Source organism: Xanthomonas prunicola (assembly GCF_025266575.1).
Taxonomy (GTDB): domain Bacteria; phylum Pseudomonadota; class Gammaproteobacteria; order Xanthomonadales; family Xanthomonadaceae; genus Xanthomonas; species Xanthomonas prunicola.
In genome coordinates this window covers 2,106,895-2,128,737 of record NZ_CP096142.1, presented here as the reverse complement: position 1 = coordinate 2,128,737, position 21,843 = coordinate 2,106,895, and the positions used below count along the sequence as shown (strand labels likewise).

The following is a 21,843-nucleotide window of genomic DNA, read 5'->3' as shown; positions in this document are numbered from 1 at the left end:
AAACGCACGCAATGAATGACATGGAACGGCAGGCGCGGCTTGCCCAGTTGGCACGAGAGATTTGGGAGGCGGAGGGCCGCCCGGACGGGCACGCAGACCGCCATTGGGCCATGGCCGAGCGGCTGGTGGAGGCCGAAGAGCGCGCCGCCGAACAGGCGGCCGAGTACGCAGCGACACCCATCGCTGCACGTCAGTAACGATGCGTCTGGCACCGTGCATGGGTCGGCCTGCGGGCCGGCCCATGTTCTGCGGATCGCTCCGCCAGTGCAAAATCGCGCGCCGTTTGCGTTCACCGTTCTAAGGAGTCACCGATGGCCACTCGCAAGTTCACCCAGCGCTCGCGCATCCGCGAAGGCCGTCCCAACCCGCTCGGTGCCACCTGGGACGGGCTAGGCGTCAACTTTGCGCTGTATTCGCGCAATGCCACCCGGGTGGAGTTGTGCCTGTTCGACGACCGTGGCCGCGAGCAGGAGCGCATCGCGCTCCCCGAATACACCGACGAGGTCTGGCACGGCTATCTGCCTGACGCACGTCCCGGCCAGTTGTATGGCTACCGCGTGCATGGGCCGTACGCGCCCGACGCCGGTCACCGTTTCAACCACAACAAATTGCTGCTGGACCCGTACGCCAAGCAGATCGTCGGCGAACTCAAATGGGCGCCGCATCTGTTCGGCTACACCATCGGCCATCGCGACAAGGACCTGAGCTTCGACCGCCGCGACAGCGCCGCGTTCATGCCCAAATCCGCGGTGATCGACCCCGCCTTCACCTGGGGCCAGGACCGCCCGCCGCAGACGCCCTGGAACCGCACGGTGATCTACGAAGCGCACGTGCGCGGCCTGAGCATGCTGCACCCGGCGGTTCCGCCGGAAGAGCGCGGCACGTTCTCGGCATTGAAGACCGACGAATTGATCGACCACATCAGCTCGCTCGGCGTCACCGCAGTGGAATTGCTGCCGGTGCATGCGTTCGTCGACGATCAGTATCTGCTGGAAAAAGGCCTGCGCAATTACTGGGGCTACAACACGCTGGGCTTCTTTGCGCCGCAGGCACGTTACATGTCCACGCGCACCGTGGCCGAGTTCAAGCAGATGGTGGCGCGGCTGCATCATGCCGGCCTGGAAGTGCTGCTGGACGTGGTCTACAACCACACCGCCGAAGGCAATGAGCTCGGCCCCACGCTGTCGTTCAAGGGCATCGATAACGCCAGCTATTACCGCCTGGCCGACGATCGCCGCTTCTACATCAACGACACCGGCACCGGTAACACCTTCGACCTCACCAATGTCGGCGCGCTGCGCATGGTGATGGATTCGCTGCGTTACTGGGTGCAGGAAATGCACGTGGACGGCTTCCGGTTCGATCTGGCCAGTATCCTTGGCCGCGAGCGTTACGGCTTCGATCCCTCCGGCAGTTTTCTGGATGCGGTGCGCCAGGATCCGGTGCTGAGCCAGACAAAGTTGATCGCCGAGCCGTGGGATATCGGCCCCGGTGGCTATCAGGTAGGCAACTTCCCGCCCGGCTGGGTGGAATGGAACGACAAGTTCCGCGACAACGTGCGTGCGTTCTGGCGCGGCGACGGCGGCCAGCTGGCCGAGTTGGCCACGCGCCTCACCGGCTCTGCGGATCTGTTCAATCACAGCGGCCGCCGGCCGACCGCGTCGGTTAATTTCGTCACCGCACACGACGGTTTCACCCTGCGCGATCTGGTCAGTTACGAAGGCAAGCACAACCTCGCCAATGGCGAAGATGGCAGGGATGGCAGCGACCACAACATTTCCTGCAATTACGGCGTGGAAGGCGAGAGCAACGACCCGGCCATCAAGCAGCTGCGTCGCCAGCAGATGCGCAACCTGCTCGCTACCTTGCTGTTATCGCAGGGCACGCCGATGCTGCTGGCCGGCGACGAATTCGGCCACAGCCAGAACGGCAACAACAACGCGTACTGCCAGGACAACGAGCTGACCTGGATCGACTGGACTGCGGCGACCAAGGCCGCTGCCGCCGACCAGGCCGCCTTCGTGCGCCGATTGATCCGCATCCGCCAGCGTTACCCGCTGCTGCATCGCGCCCGCTTCTTCGATGGCAAGTTCGACGAAGCGCTGGGACTGAAGGATCTCACCTGGTTGGCGCCGGACGGCCACGAGATGGACGAAGCCGGCTGGCACGACCCGGAAGCGCGCGCGCTGATGCTGCGCCTGGATGGCCGCTCGCCGACTACCGGCCTGCGCGAGATCGCTGCCAACGTGACGCTGCTGATGTTGATCAATGCCGCCTCCACCAGCGTGTCGTTTACGCTACCGGCGATGCATGATGAACACTGGCGCGTGCTGGTAGACACCGCCCGCCACGGCGGCCGCGTGGTGGCCGGCGGTAGCGAATGGAAGGCGCCGGCGCACTCGTTGACCTTGCTCGCGGTGGAGCGCGACCGCATCGCCAGCAGTGCGCGGATCGTTTCCGAGGGAGCGCGTTGATGGCGAGGATGGCCTGATGGATGTCTTGTTGGCAGGGGCGACCGGTCTGGTCGGCAAACAGGTGTTGCAGCAATTGCTGGCAGATACGCGTTGCACCGGCGTCGTCGCGATCACGCGGCGGCCGCTGACGCAGATCCACCCCAAGTTGCGCAACCAGGTGATCGACTTCGAACGGCTCGATCACTGGACGGCGCCACGCATGGAGGCAGCCATCTGCGCCCTGGGCAGCACGATGAAACAGGCTGGTTCGCGCGAGGCGTTTTATCGCATCGACCATGATTACCCGATGGCCATCGCGCGCACAGCCTGCGCGCAGGGCACCTCGGTGTTCGTGCTGAACTCGGCCGCCGGCGCCAACGCGCAATCGCGCATCTTCTACAGCCGCGTCAAAGGCGAACTGGAACGCGATCTGCGCGAGATCGGCTTCCCCTCGCTCACCTTCGTACGCCCCGGCCTGATCGGCGGCGAACGCGAACAGCGCCGCATCGGCGAGCACGTTGGCAGCGTTGTCCTTGGCGCACTCGGCACCATCCTGCCGCGTCGCTTCCGCATCAACCCGGCCGAGCGCATTGCTGCTGCAATGGTCAGCGCCGCACTGGCACCGGCGCGTGGGGAGCACGTTGTCGAGGCGGCGGAGCTGGTTGGATAGCGCCCTCGGCCACGATAACGCCGAGACAGGGAGCGCAGTTGTCATGCGGGAGTGCGCGCCCAGCACGATGATTCCAGGGCTGCGAAGCCGCTGCGATGCAGCATTAACGCCACTCTTGCGTCACCAATACCGGTAATGACAGATTCGATCCGGCGGATTGCTGTGTCGCGTTAATGAGATAAAAGTCTCCAACTCAGCGTCCAGCATCCATGACGCCAATCAAAACTCTGCGTATTTATCTTATTAATCCACGTAAAGAAAAACTCTCTGCGCATCCCATGCATGCCGCTAGAGTAATAATAATGAAAAATCCTGATTTGAAATAATCCGCAATACTCAAAATATTCAGGCGGCATACACTGGCAAGGCCTAGGCTACTCGCCGTGTAGCGGCAAGCAAACCTTCAGTCACTCTGATGTTGACATCGAAGTCTTCCTGCCAGTGCATAGTATGGAGAACGACATGTCGGAAAAGGAATCTAATAAAGGGAAAGAGGGGAATCCCGCTTCGGCGAAGGAATCAAGCTCCAAACAAAACAAGCAACCTGGCCAGACCGGTATCGACAAGCTGGATCAGAGCGACATGGAGCTCATGGCCGGAGGGCAGGAGACAGGAACCAGCCCGCCAATCACCGTGACCGCCACTCCACCGACGACGGTAACCGGCAACCCGCCCAGCCCGCCGATCACGGTCACCAGCAATCCGCCCAGTAGCGGAAATCCAGGCTCGCCGCCGCCACCGCCAGGGTGTCCACCATCCACTCCCTCCAGCGACTGGGCTGCGCAGGATCAGTCGGTAAAAGACGCATTACAGACCGCGCAGGGCGATCAATCCGGTGTCAACCGTGCCATCGATGACTGGGAGACCGTCGCCAGTGCAGCAAACGCCCATAATATCGATCCCGCAATGCTGGCTGCGATCGGCATTCGTGAGACGAATTTTCGGGATATCAATCAAAATGGCGGTGGATTGGGACGTGGCGTCTTCCAGATCGACCTGGGCGCGCACCCCGACGTGACCGAAGCGCAGGCGAACGACCTTTCATTTGCGGCGAACTACGCTGCCAATATCTTGCAACAGAATCAGGCCACGCTTTCTGCGGAATATCCCAACTTCACGGCCGAGCAACTGCAGCAAGCCACCGCTGCCTCCTATAATTTCGGCACCGGCAATATCTCCGGCAATCCTGAAACCATCGACCAGGGCACGTCCGGCAATAACTATGGATCGAATATTCAAGCACTGATGCCGGCATTCAAGGACCCTGTCACCGGCTTGACGCCCAAGGCAGGGACATCGAACGGCGGCAAGGATGGGTGCTGATATGCAGACCGACCCGCAGAAACCCCAGTGCAAGATCGCCATCGTGACGGTGCAGATGCTCATTTGCAGCGTCTTTTTCCTGTCAAGCCATGTCCAGGCGAATGCCGACCCGCGTGCAGCCATCGACTGTAGCAGCAGGCTTGCTCCAGGCGAAGAAGCCGCCTTGAAGAAGGAGATTGGTGCACGCCTGTCTTTCGGCTCACGCAACGCCAAGGAGACGGCAAGCCCGGAAATTCCAGCCGAAGTCCAGGTCAGCATAGGCGGGCTGCGAGAAAACCATAAGGATGCGGTTGTCTATCTCAACGGCAATCGCTATTGCGGTTCGGGTGGATGCACTTTGCTGGTCATGGCGGACGATCGCAGCGCTTCATCATCAAGCCCCGCGTATCGACACGTCTCAGGCTTCATCACGGCCAAGATTCCGATCGTTGCCCTCAAGACATCCCATCATGGCTGGCGCGATCTTGGCGTTTTCGTTTCGGGTGGGGGTATCACCGAGGGATACACCGCGACCCTGATGTTCGATGGAAAGCGTTATCAAGGCAATCCAACGCTACCCAGCCGCCACAAGACGCCAACAGCGGGGGTCGACACGGTACTGATTGGCCAGCCAGATCGCACCGCCGATCAATGCACCCTGTCCTTATAGGCCGGCCCCATGCATCGGATATCACCCATCTATACCGCAGACTTCGATTTTGATGGTGCGATCAAGCCCGGGCTCAACTGCCTACATTTCACGAGATACAGGATGCGCCTGCTCTCCATACAGCGTTCATGGATTGGCGTGATAGCCGCAACGACTGGAACAAGAGGCTGGCAGAGGGAGATCCGGCAGTGACAAAACAGGGTTGGCAGCGGAAGTACCTCCGAGGCGCCCATCCTGCGCAGACAGGCGCCTATCATGTCGTCAAGCGTCGCCTCAACGCACCGGTTGCCGGCCTGGCCAGTGGATGTCCTGTCAGCCATCGACGCGATGATTCCACCTCCACGATCAACTGCGGCCCCGATGACGGCATTCGGTTTGATGAGGCAGATGGTTGACCGCACAATCATCAGCGGTCGGCATCTCACACTCCCAACGACTGCCCTCCATCCACCGCCAGCACCTGCCCGGTGATCCAGCGCGCCTGTGGCGAGGCCAGAAACAACGCGGCATCGGCGATGTGCTGCACCTGCCCGAAACCGCCGAACGGAATACTGTCGCGGATGCGTGCATACAGCTGCGGCTCTTCGGCGCGGCGGCGCTCCCATAGCCCATCGGGAAATTCGATCGAGCCGGGTGCGATGGCGTTGACGCGGATGCGCGCACGGGCGAGTTCGGCGGCCAGCGCGGTGGTGTAGTAATTGAGCGCGGCCTTGGCTGTGGAATAGGCGATCGCGCGCGGTGTTGGGCGTTGTGCGTTGATCGAGCTGATATTGAGGATCACCGCGGCAGCGCTGCTGCGCAGATACGGCAGTGCCGCGCGATTGCAGCGCACTGCGGCCATCAGATCGACCTCCAGACCGGCCTGCCAGCTTGCGTCGTCGTTGCCGTGTCCATAGCCGGAGGCGTTGTTGATGACCACGTCCAGGCCACCTAGTGCCTGCGCCGCGGCGTGCACGTAGGCATCGATCTGCGTGGCGTCTGCCAGATCGCAAGGCTGTGTGTGCACCGGCGCGCCATGCGGGGCAAGTGCCTCTGCAGCCTGTGCAAGGCCGGCGACGTTGCGTGCGCAGATCGAGACCTGCGCGCCGTGACGCACGAAGCCTTCTGCGATCGCCAGGCCAATGCCACGACTGCCGCCAGCGATCAGGACGCGTTGCGGGCGAACTGGGGAGTTGGACATGGCGGGTGCTCGATTTGCAAACCTGCATTATCAGCCAGCCAGCCAGGCAGCGGACGGTCGCCACCGGTATCGCCAGTCAAGTGCGATCGACGACACCCCTGTGCGCTTGACCGGCGCCAGCAAATGAGCTGGAACAGTCTGAGTCGCAACCTTGCGCAGCGCCGCACAAAACAGGCACGCGCAAACCCACGCAGCACGACCAGTTGCAGTGGCGACCGCTGTCATATCGCTGCCATCTGCAACAGCCGTTGCCTGCGCCACAAGCCTCATCACTGCCGGCGATCAGCTCATGCGTTTTTGGCTGCTCGTCGCTAACCAAACGTTTACACACCGGCGGCGCGCTGCGGGCACAACGTGCGAGTCTTTCAGCGAGATGTGCACATGGAAACCCATATCACTGTCATCGGCGCCGGCTTCTGCGGCACCGCGCTGGTCCGTGCGCTGGCGCAGACGGCAGATGCGCAGGTGCGTATCACCCTGGTCGGTGTCGCCGACACCTTCGGCAGCGGTATCGCCTATGGCGCAGCGCGGCCAGAGCATCTGCTCAACGTGCGTGCCAAGGATCTGGGCATCGACGCGCAGGCGCCCGGCGCCTTCGCCGACACCCTGCATCTGGGCGAGAGTGGCAGGCTGGAGTTCCTGCCGCGGTTGGCCTATGGCGACTACCTGCGGAGCGAACTGGATGCGGCGGTGAGTGGCGCGCAAGCCTCGATCATGCGGCTGTCGCAAGAAGCGGTGGCGGTGGAGCGGGTGCGCAAGGGCTTTCGTGTGTTTCTGGCCAATGGCGATGCCTTCCAGAGCGATCGCGTGGTGCTGGCGGTCGGCGCACTGCAACCGCAGGCGCTGGCAGGGATCGGCCCGCGCTTGAGCGTACATCCGCGCTATATCGGCTGGCCGTGGCACGGCGATGCCTTGGCGCGGCTGTCGCCGGACGACGATGTGCTGATCGTCGGCACTGGGTTGACCATGGTGGACGTGGCCCTGACTTTGCACACGCGTGGTCACCGCGGCCGCTTGCTGGCCATTTCACGGCGCGGGCTGGCACCGCAGGCGCATCTGCGCCAGCCCGGCGCACCCCTGGAATTGCCGCCGCACCTGCAGCGTGCGCTCAGGGACGCCGATCTGCGCGGACTGCTGCGCGGGGTACGTCAGCTCAGCGCGGTGGTCGACGATTGGCGTCGCGTGGTGGATGCGCTACGCCCGCATCTGCAGCCACTGTGGCAGCGCCTGGAACTGAGCCAGCGTGCGCGCTTCCTGCGGCACCTGCGCCCGTACTGGGAAGTGGCGCGCCATCGCGTCGCGCCCGGTGCTGCCGAACAGCTGGCGCAATTGCAGGCATCGGGCCAGTTGCAGATCGCCGCCGCGCGCTTGCTGCGTGCGCGCTGGGTGCCCGATGGCGTGGAAGCGGTGATCCGCCCACGCGGCTCTGCCGACGCGCAGACCGGTCATTACGATGCGGTGATCCGCGCGACGGGCTTGGATACCGACATCGACCGCACCAGCGACCCATTGATCGCCGGCATGCGCGAAGCCGGTCTATTGCGCGCCGATCCATTGGGCCTGGGGGTGGACACCGATGCGCAGCTGCGCGTGCGCGATGGCGCCGGACAGATCGTGCCGGGGCTGTATTGCGTGGGACCTTTATTGCGTGGGCGCTATTGGGAAATCACCGCGGTGCCCGAGTTGCGCGTGGCCACGCGCGCATTGGCGGACCGGCTGTTGCTTGGCGCAACGCCAGCGTTACAACCGGCGCCGGAGCAGGTGCCGCGTGAGGTCAATACGCGGGCATAGGTGCGGCGGTTCGATGCATTTTGCAGTGGCGCAAGTGCTTGCCCGTTCTATCGGGAGCGAGGGCGTGTGCGGTGCGTAGATGAGGATGCGGGTTGCTTCGCTTGGTCGGCGACGATCTCGATCGCGTCTCGATTAGCGGATGCCCGCTCGCGCAGAGCCAATCTGTCGCAGTGCGCTGAGTGGCAGCCAGACCCTGGATCTGTGCGCGGCGTCCGCCAGGCAGCGCAATCATGCCGCGTGATGCGTAGCGCAGCGCGCCGATGCCGCACGAACTGGGTCATGTTGGCGGTCCTGAGTGCTTGAAAGCTCAGCTCGCGCATCCCTTCATCTGCCTGGAGTCCGCCATGCCACGTCTTGTTCCTGCCGCGATGTTTGCCACGCTATGCGCATGTGCGCTGCCCGCTCTGGCCACCGAATCGCTGAATAGCCGCGCCGAAGTTCTCGCTGCCCTGGACGCCGGTTACGACGTCAGTGTGAGCATCGACCTTGCACGTTGCACGCCCGAAGAAGGCACCCCGGTCACCCAGACCCGCGGCGGTCGCCATGTCGATGCCTATCGCATCACCGCGGACGGCACCGTGGCTTTTTCCGACGCGCATTTCACCGTGGCCAACGACGGCAAGCCGATCCAGCAATTCATGCGCTACCAACTGCGCCCGGACGGCAGCCTGCGCTTCACCACCTATATGTATGACCTACCAGGTCTCCAGCAACGTGGGCCGCTGCTGGCGTATCAATGCAAGCTCAATGAAGGGGTTCGTTTCCACGCCGATTGAGTCGCACCGGGTGTTCTGCGATGCCATCGCATGGGTGGTATCGCAGCGATCGAAACGCTGCTCGGCCTCTGCGCACGCCGCGTGGCCTGGGCTACCGCAGGGCGGTTGGCGCAGGGAACGCGACTGCTGGGCCGGAGGCTGTATTGCAGTGGCAGCCATGGCGCGCGCACTGCGCAGCGGGAGGGCTGGCAGCACCGGATGACGCCGGATTCGCCCGTGATGCCGCCTTGGCCTCACAATAGGCGGCCAGTTCCCACAACCGATGTCGCCATGCGCAAGACCTACCAGCTCAACCTCGAAGGCAAGAACCGCGATCGTCTGCTGGAATCCAGCAAGAACGATATCCGCAAGTACATCCGCCGCGAGCGCCGCAAGGACCTGCCGGAAGGCGCGGATTACTGGGACTTCGACATGCGCTTCGGTGTGGATGAAGCCAGCGCGGTGGCACTGCCGCCGGCCGAGCTGATCCGCTCGATCAACGCGCTCACTGCCGAAGGGGGCGACCAGTTCTTCGTCGAAATCCTGCGCAAGCCGGGCAAGCGCATGCCGCGCGCTGAGAGCGACCATGCATTCGGTGATGGCGAGCTGGATTTCGAGCAGGACTGAGTTCGCTGCTCCCCGCCTGCGGCGGACCGCTGCGAGGTGGCAGACCCTCAGGGTGCTGTTACCTGCGTCGCTGCAGAAGAATCGCGCACGTTGGCTTCCGGTTGCCAACGTGCACGGACCGCACGAAGTTTGCAGTGCCCCATCGTGCGCAGGTGCTTGCAGGCCACTAACGGACGTTGCGCAGCCACCCGCCAGCCCGCTGGCGCTGGATGGCGGCATCTGCCTGACGACTACTTCCTACGGTGCGTTGGCCGCGTTTGGTCCGGCTTGCCGGTCTGCGCCTGCGCCGCCGCACGCAATTTGTCCTTCTTGCTTGGCCGCTTGCCCTTGATGCCGCCGTTGTCATCTGCTGCCCGCACCGCTGCGTCGGGTGCATCGCCGGTGGGCGCCTCGGCCGGGGTCGGCGCGAAGCCTTCGATCACGCTGGTCGGCACGCGCAGGCCCTGGCGTTTTTCGATCAGTCGCCACTGCTGCGCGCTGTCGGCAGTGACAAAGCTGATCGCCACGCCGCTGGCGCCGGCCCGTGCGGTGCGGCCGATGCGGTGGGTGTAGTCGATGGTGGAGCGGGGCAGGTCGTAGTTGAGCACCGCCGGCAAGACGTCGATGTCGATGCCGCGCCCGGCCAGATCGGTGGCGACCAGCACCTGCACGTCCGCCTGTTTGAAGGCGCGCAGCGTGCGTTCGCGGCGGCCCTGACTCAATTCGCCGTGCAGCGGTAATGCCTCGATGCCGGTCTTGCTCAATTTTTCGGCGACCTTGTCTGCAGTGTGGCGGCTGGCGACGAACACCAGTAGCTGCGGCCACGCGTGTTCCTGCAGCAGATGACGCAGCAGCTGTGTGCGCTGGCCGGCATCTACCGCGATGGCGCGTTGTGCGATCTCCGGTGCCTGTTCGGGCGTTGCTTCGATAGTGATGCGCAATGGGTCGCGCAGACGCCGCTTGGCCAGCGATGCGATGGTGGTTGGGAAGGTAGCCGAGACCAGCACGCTTTGCCGCTGCACCGGCAGCAAGGCCAGGATGCGATCGAGCTCGGCGCCAAAGCCCGGGTCGAGCAGGCGATCGGCTTCATCCAGCACCAGCGTGCCCACCTGCGACAGGCGCAGTGCATTGTGCGTCACCAGGTCCAGCAGCCGCCCCGGGGTGGCGACGACGATGTCCGCGCCGCCGCGCAAGGCCATCAGTTGTGGATTGATCGCCTCACCCCCGGTGGCGGCAAAGATCTTCAGCCGTCGCGGCAAGGCGGCGGCCAGCGACAGCAAGGTTTGCCCGACCTGCGCGACCAACTCACGCGTCGGTAACAGGATCAGTCCCCCCAGCACGCGCGGTGCTTGTTCTGGCACCTGCAGGCGCTGCTGCAGCAGCGGCAAGGCATACGCCAGGGTCTTGCCCGAGCCGGTCTGCGCGGTGGCGATCAGGTCGCGTCCGGCCAGCATCGGCGGAATCATCGCGACCTGGATCGGCGTGGGCGCGCGCACACCGGCCCTGGCGAGCGCGGACTCGAAAAAGGGCTGTAGCTGTAGCGACAGCCAATCTGCTTTCAATGACATCGCGCGATTATCCGCGCATTGTCGACGGCGTGCATGCCGAAACGAAATGCAGGTGCGCTTGCAGCGCATATCGCTCCATGGCGCCGCCAAGCGGCAGTGGCAACAATCGGCGCGTCGTTCCCAGGTCTGATGCGTCCAATGCGAATTCGCCTGGGCCGTGGTCAGTCATCGCCAGCCTGTGTACCCGGTGCAATGCCATCTGCGATGGTCGCAGCTTCGATGGCGTTGCTGGATTGGAATGCGGCCTGCCACCGGGTCATCGCGCTCGGTGCTACCGAAAGTTCGCAACGGTCTACAAACTTGCATGTGTCGAGCGTGCCGTCGAGAGAGTGAGAGTATATTAAAAGCCAACGTATTAATTGGCGCATGGTTTAATAAATTAAAATAATGTCCTGCCAGCTATCTGATGGAGTCGCCTTGCGTATGGCAGGCCGTCTTATCTATTTCCGTTGTGTGGCGGAGGTAGCCCCTGGTTGTAGCCAAGAGGTTGAGTAGATACCCGGCGTTGGTTGACGTAGCCCTGCTGGTGTCGGCGCAAAGCCGCGCTGCTTGGGTTGCCCAGTTGCGACGTGGTGTTTAAATCGTTTTTCAAAAATCGAAGAGGTATAGTGATGAAACCGGGTCACATCGGCAACGCACATTTTTCCTATTCCGCCAGCTCCGACGCAAATGTGGCCGGCACCAGTAGCCGGCAGCAGCAATCGTCCGAAACTGCTTCGCAAGAACAGGTGAACCCCGCGCTACAAGGATTAACCAGTGCATCGCGTAGCCGACGGGTCAGCTTCGGGAGTTGGGTTGGTGTTCAAGGCGAGTCTCGTCCCGTCGGCCTTGATTCAAGGGGGAAACACGAAAAATATCCGGGATCTAAATACAAAGCCTCTGCTGAAAATAGGGAGATGAAGATCTCGGATAACGCGCACAAGAGTGCTGCGAACTCGTACGATATGCTCCATGGATCGCCATTGTCCAAGAGCGATAGGAAGGGTTACGAGTCAGGAAATTTCGCAAGAATTGATGGAGACAAGAAGGAAAGGAAAAAGGAGGGAAAGATGGCGTTGCAACAATATGAATATTTTAGGCGTGATGCCGCCGACCCCGAGGTAAACTACGAACACAAGACGCTACGGCCGCCCAGAGGCGAAAGGGAACGTCTTCTCCGTGAGCTGAAAAGTGCGGAGAAAGAACGAGGTGGTGCTTCCAATAGCGGCAGCTGAATCGGCCAATGCGCTTGCTGCAACCAAGCTTGGCCACTGACGCTGCGGAAGGCGAGAGCGTTAGCGCATTAGCGCACGCAGATGTCGCACGGCTGGCGTCACCGTGATGTCTGGAATCGGCAACTCCACGGCGCTCGCTTAGCTGCTCCGCGCAAGCATCCGTCTGCGCCAACATTGACGGATTGCGATAGAGCGTCCTGCTCCAGCATGCGCGGCGAGCCGGCAAGGCCCGCCGCGCAAGTGCTCAGTTGGCCAACGCCAGATCGTCCAGCAAGGCGCGCAGGAAGCGCGCTGCTTCACCGCCGGTGGCAGCGCGGTGGTCGAAGGTCAACGACAACGGCATCACCTTGTGGGTTTCCACCCCGCCCATCACCGGAGTGAGTTGATAACGCGTACGGCCGGCGGCGACGATGGCCACGCAGGGCGGTACCACCACCGGAGTGGCGTAACGGCCGGCGAACATGCCGAAGTTGGACAGCGAAATGGTGTAGCCGCTCAATTCGGAGGCGGCGATGCTGCGGTTTTCCACCTGCTGGCGCAGCCGGTTGACGCTTTCGCGGATGCCATGCGCATCGAGCATGTCGGCATTGCGCAGCGCCGGCACGAACAGGCCTTCTTCGGTATCCACCGCAATGCCGATATCGACCTGGTTGTGCAGGGTGCGGCTGAGCGCATCGCCGTCGAACCAGGCGTTGAGCGCGGGCACGGCCTGGCAGGCACGCACGATGCCGCGCACCAGACGCACGGTGACATCGTTGCCCGGTTGCCAGGCGTGCAGATCGGCATCGTCGTTGAGGGTGGTCGGCACCACCTTGGTATGCGCGTCGGCCATCACGCGTGCCATGTTGCGGCGCACGCCCTTGAGTTGCTCCGGTTGGCCCTTGACGACCACCCCTGGCGGCTGGGTGCGCATGGGTTTGCCGCTGGTGGAGAGGGTGGATCGTGGCTGGCCCTCGTCCGCCCTACGGGCACCTTCACCCGCAGGCGGGAGAAGGGTCGCGATTGCCGGGCGATCCCTGTCGTGGTCAGCGCTCCCGGTGGCTCTGCCACCCTCAGCGAACGGACCGCGAACGAACGGACCTTCGGCGAACGCACCACCTCTCCCGCTGGCGAGAGAGGTCGGCGCGCCATGCGCGCCGGGTGAGGGCTGCGCGGTCCCTGCGGCCGCCGCCTGCTTCACGTCCGCCAGCGTCACCGTGCCGTCCGGTCCGGTGGCGCGGACCTGCGCCAGATCCACGCGCAGCTTGCGGGCGAGCGCGCGTACGACCGGCATGGCGCGGACGCCGCCGACCGCGATGGCCTGTTCGCTCTGCACGGTGTTGGAGCTCTGCATCGCACCGACCACGGTGCCGGCGTCATCGCGCTCGCCTGCGGTACTGGAAGCTGTCTCCGCATCGGCGATCTCGCCACCGTTGTCGGAGGCGACCACACGCTCGGTCGGGCCAGCCGCGCTCTGTCCGGTGCTCGGCGTTGCCGCCTGTGCGCTGCCGCCGTGACCATGTCCATGACCGGTGTCCTGACCGTCGGCGCGCTGCGGCTGCGAGGCATCCAGTGCGAACTGCGCCAGCATGGAGCCGGTCACGATCACATCGCCGGCGGCACCGGCAAGCTTGGTCACGGTGCCGGAAAACGGCGAGGGCACCTCGACCACCGCCTTGGCGGTCTCCATCGAGACCAGCGGATCGTCCAGGCGCACGCTGTCGCCCTCCTTGACGAACCATTCGACGATGGTGGCGTCGGGCAGGCCTTCGCCCAGGTCAGGCAGGTGGAAAGTCTTGTTGTCGCTCATGGCAGATTCTCTTGCGCGGCAGGCAGCTGCGGCGTGGTGTCGTCGAGGAGTTCAAGGTCGGCAGCCGGCAGCCAGCCCTGCGTGCCATCGGCACGCTCGGACCACCACCAACCACCGTGTTCGTGATGCAGCAACACGTCCTCGCCTGCCTGGGCATCGAGTTCGCGTGCATCGTAATCGCGCAGGGCTTCAGCCCTGCCGTCGCCCAGCGGGCGCAGCCAGGCCAGTGGCGCCCAGCCGGCACGGCCACCGTCGGTAGTGACCCAGGCAAACGCCGGCCATTCTTCGTCGCGCACGCCCACGCTCACCTGCTGGCCTGCCTGGAAGCGGACCGGGTTGGCGTAGGCGGCGCGGTGTTCGCAAAGCAGACGGGCGCGCATATCAGCCGGCTGCCACCGCGCGACGTGCCGCGGTCACGATGCGCTCCACGCTCGGCAGGTACTTCATTTCCAGCCGGAACAGCGGGATGTGCGTGTCGTAACCGGTGACGCGTTCGACCGGCGCTACCAGGTCATACATCGATTTTTCCGCCAGGCGCGCGGCGATTTCTGCGCCGAAACCGGCAGTGCGCGGGGCTTCCTGGACGATCACGCAGCGGCCGGTCTTGGCGACCGATTCGGCAATGGTGTCGAAATCCAGCGGGCGCAGCGTCGCCACGTCGATGACTTCGGCGCTGATGCCTTCGCCGGCGAGTTGGTCGGCCGCTTCCAGCGCTTCTTTGACCTGCGCGCCCCAGGTCACCAGGGTGACATCGGTGCCGTCGCGCAGCACGAAGCACACATCCAGCGGAAGCGCTTCGCCATCGTTGGCCACCACTTCCTTGTACTGGCGATAGATGCGCTTGGGTTCCATGTAGATCACCGGATCCGGGTCGCGGATCGCCGCCAGCAACAGGCCGTATGCGCGCTGCGGTGACGATGGCAGCACCACGCGCAAGCCGGGCACGTTGGTGAAGATGGCTTCGTTGGCTTCGCTGTGATGTTCCGGCGCGCGGATGCCGCCGCCCCACGGCACGCGCAGCACCATCGGGCAATGCAGGCGGCCACGTGTGCGGTTACGCAGGCGTGCGGCGTGGCAGATCAGGTGATCGACCATGGGATACACGAAGCCGTCGAACTGCGCCTCGGCCACCGGCTTCATGCCTTGCGCGGCCAGCCCGACGCTCAACCCGGCGATGGTGGTTTCGTCCAGTGGCGTGTCCAGCACGCGCGCGCTGCCGAAGCGTTGCTGCAGGCCGGCGGTGGCGCGGAACACGCCGCCGTTGACGCCGACATCCTCGCCCAGCACCAGCACCGCGGGGTCGTGTTCCAGCTCCCAGGCCAGCGCCTGGGTGATGGCTTCGATCAAGGTGATGGGCGAACTCATGGCGATCTCTCCGCGCGTTGCCGCAGCGTTGTAAGGGGCACTGGCGTGCTGCGACGTCTCTGCGAGCACATGCTTGAGCTCATCCATGACGCGACTCCAGCGCCATCACTTCGGCGCGCTGTGCCAGCAACTCGGCCGGCGGGTCGCCGTAGAGGTAATCGAACATCGCTTCGACTGGCTGCACCGGCGTGTTGAGATAGGCGTTGACCTCTTCGTCCACGCGCGCGCTGCATTCGGCTTTCCAGGCCTCTTCCTGCGCCTCGTCCCACAGACCCTGCGCAGTGAGATAGCGGCGCAGGCGCAGCAGCGGTTCGAGAGCCCAGCCCTGCTTGACCTCTTCTTCGCCGCGATAGCGCCGCGCATCGTCGGCGGTGGTGTGGTCGGACAGGCGATAGGTCAGGAACTCGATCACCGTGCCGCCATCGCCGGCCAGTGCACGCACGCGGGCCTGACGCATGGCTTCGAGCACGGCAACCAAGTCGTTGCCGTCCACCTGCAAGCAATGCAGACCGCCGGCCAGGCCCTTCTGTGCGAGCGTCTGCGCGCCGGTCTGCGCCGAGCGCGGCACCGAGATCGCCCAGCCGTTGTTGATGACGCACAGGATCAGCGGCAGCTTGTAGGCGCCGGCGGAATTGAGCGCGGCATAGAAGTCGGTCTTGGAGCTGCCACCGTCGCCGCAGCAGGCGACCGCAACCTGCTGTTTGCCCTGCAGCTTGAACGACAGCGCAGAGCCGGCCGCATGCAGGCATTGGGTGGAAATGGGCACGCAGATCGGGAAGTCGATCGCCGCATCGGCATCGCGCGGATAGTCGCTGCCGCGTTCGTCGCCGCCCCAGTACAGCAGCACATCGCGCGGGCGCACGCCGCGTTCGAACATGGTGCCGTACTCGCGGTAGCTGGGCGCGAACACATCGCCGCTGCGCATCGAAGCGCCAATGCCTACATGCGTGGCTTCGTGGCCGATGCAGGCCGCGTAGGTGCCCAGCTTGCCGGTGCGCTGCAGGGCCACCGATTTGGTGTCGAAGGTGCGCACGAACAACATGCGCTTGAACAGGGCGAGCAGCTGTTGCGGGTTGGCAGCGTCGGCGGGAAGGTCGTCGCGGACCCATTGGCCGTCCGCGTCCATGTACTGCAGATAGTCGATCTCGAACTGCGCGGCTACGCTCATTGCGACGACACCTTCTTCAAGAAGTTTCAAATGATATGAGTTGTCATGTTAAGGACGGCGAAGCAAAACGCTGTCCTGCACCGCAGCAGACCATCATGCTGGCTTGCACAAAAAAAAGGGCGCGGACCAGGCCGCGCCCTTTGTCGCAGTAAAGAACTGCGACGTGCTGCACTGCGATTAGCGGCGCCCATCACCTCCGCCGATCGGGGTGACGATCAGCGCCGAATCGTTGGCCGGGTTCGCATCCGGTGATGCCGATGTGGCCTTGGCATGCACGCGGATCGCACCGTCGGCCGGGATCGGCTTGGCCGCGACGGTCAGCTGAAACGCGGCCTGCGCGCCCGGCTGCAACGTTGCGGCGGTGCTGCACACGAAGATCGCGCTGCGCAGCGACTGCACCTGCTTGTCGCAACGCCAGCTGCTGGACGGCACCAGCTGCGACAACGCCGACACCGTGTTGCCTTCGATCCGCACGCTGGCACCGGTAGCGGCTGCGTTACCGCGGTTGTCCAGTAACACCCGATAGGTGGCATTGAAGGCCGTGGTCGGCAGTGTGGCAAGGCCTTCCAGGCGCACTGCCAGATCGCTGCGCAGCGCGGGCTGCACGGTTACTGCGGCGGTGTCGGTGTTGTTGTCCGGCTGCGGGTCGGGCGTTTGCGAGGCGACCGAAGCGGCCAGGGTCAGCGTGCGTCCTGCCAGTTCCGCGCCAGCGTCGACCTGCACGGCAAAGCGCTGGGGGTTACCGGATGCCAGCGAGGCGATGGTGCAGGTGACCACCGTCTGGGTCGCGGTGTCCGGCGCTTGGCAGCTCCAGCCCGGTGCGGCGGTGACCCGTGGGCTGACCGCGGCATCGAAGGCCAGTGCCACTGCGGCAAACGCCGCGCTGTCGGGCCCACGGTTCTCCACCTCCACAGTGAAGTCGATGCGCTCGCCTTCGGTCACTTGTGCGCGTGCCGCAGCGACCATCGCGCCCAGGTCGGCACGCAACGCGGGCGCCATGCGCAACAGCACCACGGTGGGGTCATGGTCGGACAAGCGCGTGGGCGTATTGGCATCGTTGCGCGCGGTGCCGGGGAAGTCGGCATTGATGCGTGCGTGGCCCACCGACAGCGAGGCGATGCCGGGTGCGCGCATCAGCGCAGCGTTGGCCAGGATGTGATCCAGCGACTGCGCGTTGCCGTCGAAGGCGTACGAGTAGCTCTGATCGGGCGTGTTGAACCAGGTCAGGTCGGTGTAGTCCGGGTCGACCAGATCCACGCCGTCGCCGCCCACCACGGTCTGCGCATCCGGCGCCGGTTTGCCGGTGACGGTGCCCATCGCATCCACGTAGCCGTCGTTGAACTCGAAGGCGTTGAAGTCGCCCATCACCAGCACGTTTTCGTCAGGATTCAATTGCTGACGCGTCTGCAGCAGGCGCGCCAGATATTCGGCCTGGGCCTGGCGCTTGGCGCGGATGCGGGTACCGGCCGCGTCGTCGGTCTCGGCGCCGTTGAGCGAGCGCTGATGCACCACGATGGCGGTCAGCGGCAGCACGCGGCCGTCGGCCTGATGCACGTTGGCGGTGAGCACCAGCGGCGGGCGGTCGTTGAGCAGGCTGACGCTGCCGGCCGGCTCGGTCCAGGTGGCGGTCTTGCCTTCCTGGGCGATGGAGAGCACTTCCACGCGCGGCAGGCCGGCGGCAACGTCGGCGGTCTTGACCAGGAAACCGACGTCGATGCCGCCGACGTCGTTGCCTTCCTGCAGGTACGCCACGTATCTGGGGTCCTGCTGGCCGGCGGCCACTGCATCGGCATTGACGCGTGCGGCCAGGGTCTGCAGCACGCTGAGGTTTTCCACCTCCACCGTGCCCAGGATGTCGGGCGTGTGCAGGGAGTTGCGGATCGCCAGCGAGGCCTTGTTGAGGCGGCCCTGGAACGCGGCCGGGGTGAGCACCGGCTCGCCGATCGCCGGGTCGTTCTGGTCGTCGAAGAAGCGTTCCATGTTGTAGGTGGCCACGGCCACGTCGTCGGCCTGCGGCCGCGGCGCTGGGCGTGGTTGGTCGGCACCGTTGCAGCTCACCTGCGGAGTGCGCTCGGGGTACAGCGTGTAGCGGCGGAAGCTGTAGTCCAGCGGGCCGACCACATTGAGCACCTGGCAGCCGGAGGCCAGATCCAGGCGCTCGGCGCCCACGCCGGCGCTGCCGACGGCGATCACTTCCGGATTGGTGTTCCAGCGCGGCACGCCCGCCGGCGAGCCGGCCGGCAACGGGTCGGGCAGTTGCACGCCCGGTTCGCGGTAGGCGCGCGGCACGCCGGTGACCACGGCATGGAACACGCCATTGCTGGTGGCAGTGGCGTTGGTCTCGTTGACGCTGCCGCCGGTGGGCGCATTGACGGTGAGGCTGGCGGCGGTGACACGCATGCCTTCCAGCGCTTCGAGCTGATCAAAGGCGCCGTTCGGGTTGGGGACGTTCGCGCTCAACGCCACCGGCATCGGCAACGGGTTGCCGGTGGAATCCAGCAGCACGGTCAGGCTGCCGCCGATTTCGGTCAGCGGCGGCTGGGTCGTGTCGGCAGTGGGCACATACTCGATCACGGTGCCCTGCACGCGCACCCGGTTGCCGATGGCAGCGGCCTCCGGCGGTGCGCTGCCGGTGTAGACGTAGACGCCTTCGGAGGTGGCCGGATCGCCATCGGCTTCGGTATCCGGGGCCTGCAGGAAGAAGCCGGCGCTGCGGCGGGCAGTGACGATGCCCGAGGTGGCGACCACCTGGCCTTCCAGCGGCGAGCGTGCGCCCTTGCCCTGGATGGCGTGGATCGGCAGCAGGCTGAAGTCGTCGTTGAGGAGGGTGCCGGTGGCGCTCAGCGTGGCCGGCAACGCGCCGGTGAGGCCGCTGATCTGCAGCGCGAAGGTCTCATCGGGCTCGGGCGTGGTGTCGCCCAGCACGTTCACGGTGATGCTGGCGCTGCGCTCGCCAGCGGCGATCCGGACGCTGGTGGCGGGCAGGGCGATGTAATCGCTGCCGGCGGTGGCCGTGCCATCGGCGGTGGCGGCGGTGAAGCTCACCCCGCCTGCGCCGGCCGGCTGGCTCAGACTCAGCGTGAACACGACGCTGCGGGTGCCGCTGTTGCCTTCGGCCTGGCTGACATCGGCCAGCGTGGCGATCGGCTGGCCGCCGCCGCTGCACAGGCGCGCGGCGCTGGCGCTGTTGCGCGGTGCCGGCGCACCGGTGGCGAAATCGGCTGCGTTGTTGTCGGTATCGGTGCAGCCCTCGCCTGCGCGCAGCACCGCCAGCGTATTGCTGGGGGCCGGCGTGGGCGCATTGCCTTCGGCGCAGCTGGCGGTGCTGCCGTAGCCGACCAGGTCGGCGTTGCCAGTGGGGCAGGTGCCGCTCAGTGCGGAAGCGGTGGCGCTCAGCGCCACCTTGCCGGCCGTGCCGCTCAGGGCCAGGGTGCCGGTGGCATCGGGGGTGGGCAGCGCAACGCTGCCGCCGCTTCCATCGGCCTGCTTGATCAGGTAGTAGCCGCCCGCCGGGACATTGCCCGCTAACGGGGTGACCTGCCAGCTACTGCCAGTGGCCGAGGCGTACTGCACCGACCAGCCGTCCAGGCTGACCGTGGTGCTACCGATGTTGTGCAGCTCGATGAAATCGCTGCGGAGGGTGGCGCCGCTATTGCCGCCACCGCCGTAAACCTGGCTGATGACGACTTGGGCATTGGCGTGGCCGGCAATGGCCAGCGCACACAACAATACGGCTGCACGACGCTGCAACACACGCATGAGATGAGAGTCCCCTGATCCTCGAGACGTGAAACGCTCCCCTGGTCCGGCCACGTCCCTGGCCGGCAGCGCCGTTCGATTCTGCATGAATCTGCAGACCTAGGTTGACGATACGGTGACAGCGGCGCAGTGGCTGACACCGTACCAGGCACGTGCAAGTTGATTCAGAGATGAAGAAGCGGGCTCGAGGCTGACGTCTAGACGCGCGATCCCTCGCATCTCGTGCGTGCGGTTTGCAAGGTACCTCCGGATCCCTGGTTTGCGCAGCCAGGCGACGCGAGCCGCCGCCGCCACGCTCGTCCGCCGTCCGCCCTCTCCCATTCCCGATTCCCGATTCCCGATTCCGCGGCGGCTGCCAAGCCGCCGCCAGCGCGCTACCCTGCGTGGCCCGATCTTCAGCGCTCCGCCATGCCCGTCGACAAGAATCTACGTGACCTGGAACCCGGCATCCACACCGACCTGGAGGGGCGGCTGACCTACGGCGGGTATCTGCGGCTGGACCAGCTGTTGTCGGCGCAGCAGCCGCTGTCCGAGCCGGCGCATCACGACGAAATGCTGTTCATCATCCAGCACCAGACCTCGGAGCTGTGGCTGAAGCTGCTGGCGCACGAGCTGCGCGCGGCCATCGTGCATCTGCAGCGCGACGAGGTCTGGCAGTGTCGCAAGGTGCTGGCGCGCAGCAAGCAGGTGCTGCGCCAGCTCACCGAACAATGGTCGGTCCTGGAGACGCTCACCCCCAGCGAGTACATGGGCTTTCGCGATGTGCTGGGGCCTTCGTCGGGCTTTCAATCGCTGCAGTACCGCTATATCGAGTTTCTGCTCGGCAACAAGAACCCGCAGATGCTGCAGGTGTTCACCTACGACCGGCAGGGCCAGCAGCGCCTGCGCGAAGTGCTGGAGGCGCCCAGCCTGTACGAAGAATTCCTGCGCTATCTGGCGCGCTTCGGGCATGCGATTCCGCAGCAATATCAAGCCCGCGACTGGACCGCCGCCCATGTGGCCGACGACACCTTGCGGCCGGTATTCGAGCGCATCTACGAAAACACCGACCGCTACTGGCGCGAATATGCGCTGTGCGAGGACCTGGTGGATGTGGAAACCCAGTTCCAGCTCTGGCGCTTCCGCCACATGCGCACGGTGATGCGGGTGATCGGCTTCAAGCGCGGCACCGGTGGCTCCAGCGGCGTCGGCTTTCTGCAGCAGGCGTTGGCACTGACTTTTTTCCCGGAGCTGTTCGACGTGCGCACCTCGGTGGGCGTGGACAGCCGCACCCCTCAAGGCGCTGCAGACGCCGCGAAGGGCTGAGTAAGGCGAGAGGCTAAGCAGGGGGAAACCGAGCAATCGCCAAAGAAGCGCACTCAAGCGCTTCTCTCTTAGAAGAGGGCTGGAGCGGTCTTGCGCAGGTGGGTGGGGTGCCCCGGCACCCAGCACCGGCTAAATTCCGCCCAGTCCCCCACTGCCATCTGGCAGCTGACTCCGGCGAATTTGACGCGTACATGACGTCTAAGTGATCCTCGCGCGTCGCCCGGAGCTTGCTCCGGTGCCCCAGCCAT

Annotated in this window: 18 protein-coding genes; 11 read left to right on the top strand and 7 right to left on the bottom strand. The window is 64.9% G+C overall.

Annotation, left to right across the window (positions count from 1 at the left end):
- The first annotated feature begins 11 nt into the window (after positions 1-11).
- From M0D43_RS09130 to M0D43_RS09105, 6 genes are all read left to right on the top strand, one after another.
- Positions 12-197 (top strand): DUF2934 domain-containing protein, encoded by a 186-nt coding sequence (locus M0D43_RS09130; protein ID WP_008575499.1) that lies wholly within the window; start codon positions 12-14, stop codon positions 195-197.
- A gap of 114 nt (positions 198-311) precedes the next feature.
- Positions 312-2,474 carry a glycogen debranching protein GlgX gene (gene glgX, locus M0D43_RS09125; RefSeq protein WP_252164373.1) on the top strand — a complete coding sequence of 721 codons (2,163 nt, stop codon included), beginning with the start codon at positions 312-314 and terminating at the stop codon, positions 2,472-2,474.
- 16 nt (positions 2,475-2,490) lie between these two features.
- Positions 2,491-3,123, top strand: a complete 633-nt coding sequence (locus tag M0D43_RS09120) for an NAD(P)H-binding protein (RefSeq protein WP_260808143.1) — start codon at positions 2,491-2,493, stop codon at positions 3,121-3,123.
- A gap of 462 nt (positions 3,124-3,585) precedes the next feature.
- Positions 3,586-4,446: a lysozyme family protein gene (locus M0D43_RS09115; protein ID WP_252164371.1), complete on the top strand. Its 861-nt coding sequence runs from the start codon at positions 3,586-3,588 to the stop codon at positions 4,444-4,446.
- 1 nt (position 4,447) lies between these two features.
- Positions 4,448-5,095, top strand: a complete 648-nt coding sequence (locus M0D43_RS09110; protein ID WP_252164370.1) for a COG3650 family protein — start codon at positions 4,448-4,450, stop codon at positions 5,093-5,095.
- Between the two features lie 77 nt (positions 5,096-5,172).
- Complete coding sequence (locus tag M0D43_RS09105; protein ID WP_260808254.1) at positions 5,173-5,490, top strand: DUF6065 family protein; 318 nt, start codon at positions 5,173-5,175, stop codon at positions 5,488-5,490.
- A 26-nt stretch (positions 5,491-5,516) separates the two neighbouring features.
- On the opposite strand, the gene M0D43_RS09100 is transcribed toward M0D43_RS09105, so the two are convergent.
- The gene (locus tag M0D43_RS09100) at positions 5,517-6,275 is read right to left on the bottom strand and encodes an SDR family NAD(P)-dependent oxidoreductase (protein ID WP_252164369.1); all 759 of its coding nucleotides are present in this window, start codon (positions 6,273-6,275) and stop codon (positions 5,517-5,519) included.
- Positions 6,276-6,656: 381 nt separating this feature from the next.
- Here M0D43_RS09100 and M0D43_RS09095 point away from each other — a divergent pair, with 381 nt between their 5' ends.
- From M0D43_RS09095 to M0D43_RS09085, 3 genes are all read left to right on the top strand, one after another.
- Positions 6,657-8,066, top strand: coding sequence for an FAD/NAD(P)-binding protein (locus M0D43_RS09095; protein ID WP_252164368.1), 1,410 nt, complete (start codon positions 6,657-6,659; stop codon positions 8,064-8,066).
- Between the two features lie 344 nt (positions 8,067-8,410).
- Positions 8,411-8,842: a VirK family protein gene (locus tag M0D43_RS09090; RefSeq protein WP_252164367.1), complete on the top strand. Its 432-nt coding sequence runs from the start codon at positions 8,411-8,413 to the stop codon at positions 8,840-8,842.
- A 270-nt stretch (positions 8,843-9,112) separates the two neighbouring features.
- Positions 9,113-9,448 (top strand): DUF6172 family protein, encoded by a 336-nt coding sequence (locus tag M0D43_RS09085; RefSeq protein ID WP_101362961.1) that lies wholly within the window; start codon positions 9,113-9,115, stop codon positions 9,446-9,448.
- A gap of 230 nt (positions 9,449-9,678) precedes the next feature.
- On the opposite strand, the gene M0D43_RS09080 is transcribed toward M0D43_RS09085, so the two are convergent.
- Complete coding sequence (locus tag M0D43_RS09080) at positions 9,679-10,995, bottom strand: DEAD/DEAH box helicase (protein WP_252164366.1); 1,317 nt, start codon at positions 10,993-10,995, stop codon at positions 9,679-9,681.
- 611 nt (positions 10,996-11,606) lie between these two features.
- Between M0D43_RS09080 and xopW the strand changes: the two genes are divergently transcribed.
- Positions 11,607-12,209, top strand: a complete 603-nt coding sequence (xopW, locus tag M0D43_RS09075; RefSeq protein WP_252164365.1) for a type III secretion system effector XopW — start codon at positions 11,607-11,609, stop codon at positions 12,207-12,209.
- 244 nt (positions 12,210-12,453) lie between these two features.
- On the opposite strand, the gene M0D43_RS09070 is transcribed toward xopW, so the two are convergent.
- The 5 genes from M0D43_RS09070 to M0D43_RS09050 form a co-directional block, all read right to left on the bottom strand.
- Entirely contained in the window at positions 12,454-13,998 is a 1,545-nt protein-coding gene (locus M0D43_RS09070) for a dihydrolipoamide acetyltransferase family protein (protein ID WP_260808142.1), read from the bottom strand.
- Positions 13,995-14,378 carry an SH3 domain-containing protein gene (locus M0D43_RS09065; RefSeq protein ID WP_101362958.1) on the bottom strand — a complete coding sequence of 128 codons (384 nt, stop codon included), beginning with the start codon at positions 14,376-14,378 and terminating at the stop codon, positions 13,995-13,997. The genes M0D43_RS09070 and M0D43_RS09065 overlap by 4 nt, the downstream gene beginning before the upstream one ends.
- 1 nt (position 14,379) lies before the next feature.
- Entirely contained in the window at positions 14,380-15,450 is a 1,071-nt protein-coding gene (locus M0D43_RS09060; RefSeq protein ID WP_252164363.1) for an alpha-ketoacid dehydrogenase subunit beta, read from the bottom strand.
- Complete coding sequence (gene pdhA, locus M0D43_RS09055) at positions 15,443-16,531, bottom strand: pyruvate dehydrogenase (acetyl-transferring) E1 component subunit alpha (protein ID WP_260808141.1); 1,089 nt, start codon at positions 16,529-16,531, stop codon at positions 15,443-15,445. The genes M0D43_RS09060 and pdhA overlap by 8 nt, the downstream gene beginning before the upstream one ends.
- 177 nt (positions 16,532-16,708) lie before the next feature.
- Entirely contained in the window at positions 16,709-20,290 is a 3,582-nt protein-coding gene (locus M0D43_RS09050; RefSeq protein ID WP_260808140.1) for a lamin tail domain-containing protein, read from the bottom strand.
- A gap of 408 nt (positions 20,291-20,698) precedes the next feature.
- On the opposite strand from M0D43_RS09050, the gene M0D43_RS09045 reads away from it, so the two are divergent.
- Positions 20,699-21,595, top strand: coding sequence for a tryptophan 2,3-dioxygenase (locus tag M0D43_RS09045; protein ID WP_252164360.1), 897 nt, complete (start codon positions 20,699-20,701; stop codon positions 21,593-21,595).
- Positions 21,596-21,843 lie beyond the last annotated feature (248 nt).

Excerpts from the sequence above, each read along its gene's own strand:
- M0D43_RS09130 (WP_008575499.1), top strand. The coding sequence starts at position 12 with ATGAATGACATGGAACGGCAGGCGCGGCTTGCCCAGTTGGCACGAGAG.
- glgX (WP_252164373.1), top strand. The coding sequence starts at position 312 with ATGGCCACTCGCAAGTTCACCCAGCGCTCGCGCATCCGCGAAGGCCGT.
- M0D43_RS09120 (WP_260808143.1), top strand. The coding sequence starts at position 2,491 with ATGGATGTCTTGTTGGCAGGGGCGACCGGTCTGGTCGGCAAACAGGTG.
- M0D43_RS09115 (WP_252164371.1), top strand. The coding sequence starts at position 3,586 with ATGTCGGAAAAGGAATCTAATAAAGGGAAAGAGGGGAATCCCGCTTCG.
- M0D43_RS09110 (WP_252164370.1), top strand. The coding sequence starts at position 4,448 with ATGCAGACCGACCCGCAGAAACCCCAGTGCAAGATCGCCATCGTGACG.
- M0D43_RS09100 (WP_252164369.1), bottom strand. The coding sequence starts at position 6,275 with ATGTCCAACTCCCCAGTTCGCCCGCAACGCGTCCTGATCGCTGGCGGC.
- M0D43_RS09095 (WP_252164368.1), top strand. The coding sequence starts at position 6,657 with ATGGAAACCCATATCACTGTCATCGGCGCCGGCTTCTGCGGCACCGCG.
- M0D43_RS09090 (WP_252164367.1), top strand. The coding sequence starts at position 8,411 with ATGCCACGTCTTGTTCCTGCCGCGATGTTTGCCACGCTATGCGCATGT.
- M0D43_RS09085 (WP_101362961.1), top strand. The coding sequence starts at position 9,113 with ATGCGCAAGACCTACCAGCTCAACCTCGAAGGCAAGAACCGCGATCGT.
- M0D43_RS09080 (WP_252164366.1), bottom strand. The coding sequence starts at position 10,995 with ATGTCATTGAAAGCAGATTGGCTGTCGCTACAGCTACAGCCCTTTTTC.
- xopW (WP_252164365.1), top strand. The coding sequence starts at position 11,607 with ATGAAACCGGGTCACATCGGCAACGCACATTTTTCCTATTCCGCCAGC.
- M0D43_RS09070 (WP_260808142.1), bottom strand. The coding sequence starts at position 13,998 with ATGAGCGACAACAAGACTTTCCACCTGCCTGACCTGGGCGAAGGCCTG.
- M0D43_RS09065 (WP_101362958.1), bottom strand. The coding sequence starts at position 14,378 with ATGCGCGCCCGTCTGCTTTGCGAACACCGCGCCGCCTACGCCAACCCG.
- M0D43_RS09060 (WP_252164363.1), bottom strand. The coding sequence starts at position 15,450 with ATGGATGAGCTCAAGCATGTGCTCGCAGAGACGTCGCAGCACGCCAGT.
- pdhA (WP_260808141.1), bottom strand. The coding sequence starts at position 16,531 with ATGAGCGTAGCCGCGCAGTTCGAGATCGACTATCTGCAGTACATGGAC.
- M0D43_RS09050 (WP_260808140.1), bottom strand. The coding sequence starts at position 20,290 with ATGCGTGTGTTGCAGCGTCGTGCAGCCGTATTGTTGTGTGCGCTGGCC.
- M0D43_RS09045 (WP_252164360.1), top strand. The coding sequence starts at position 20,699 with ATGCCCGTCGACAAGAATCTACGTGACCTGGAACCCGGCATCCACACC.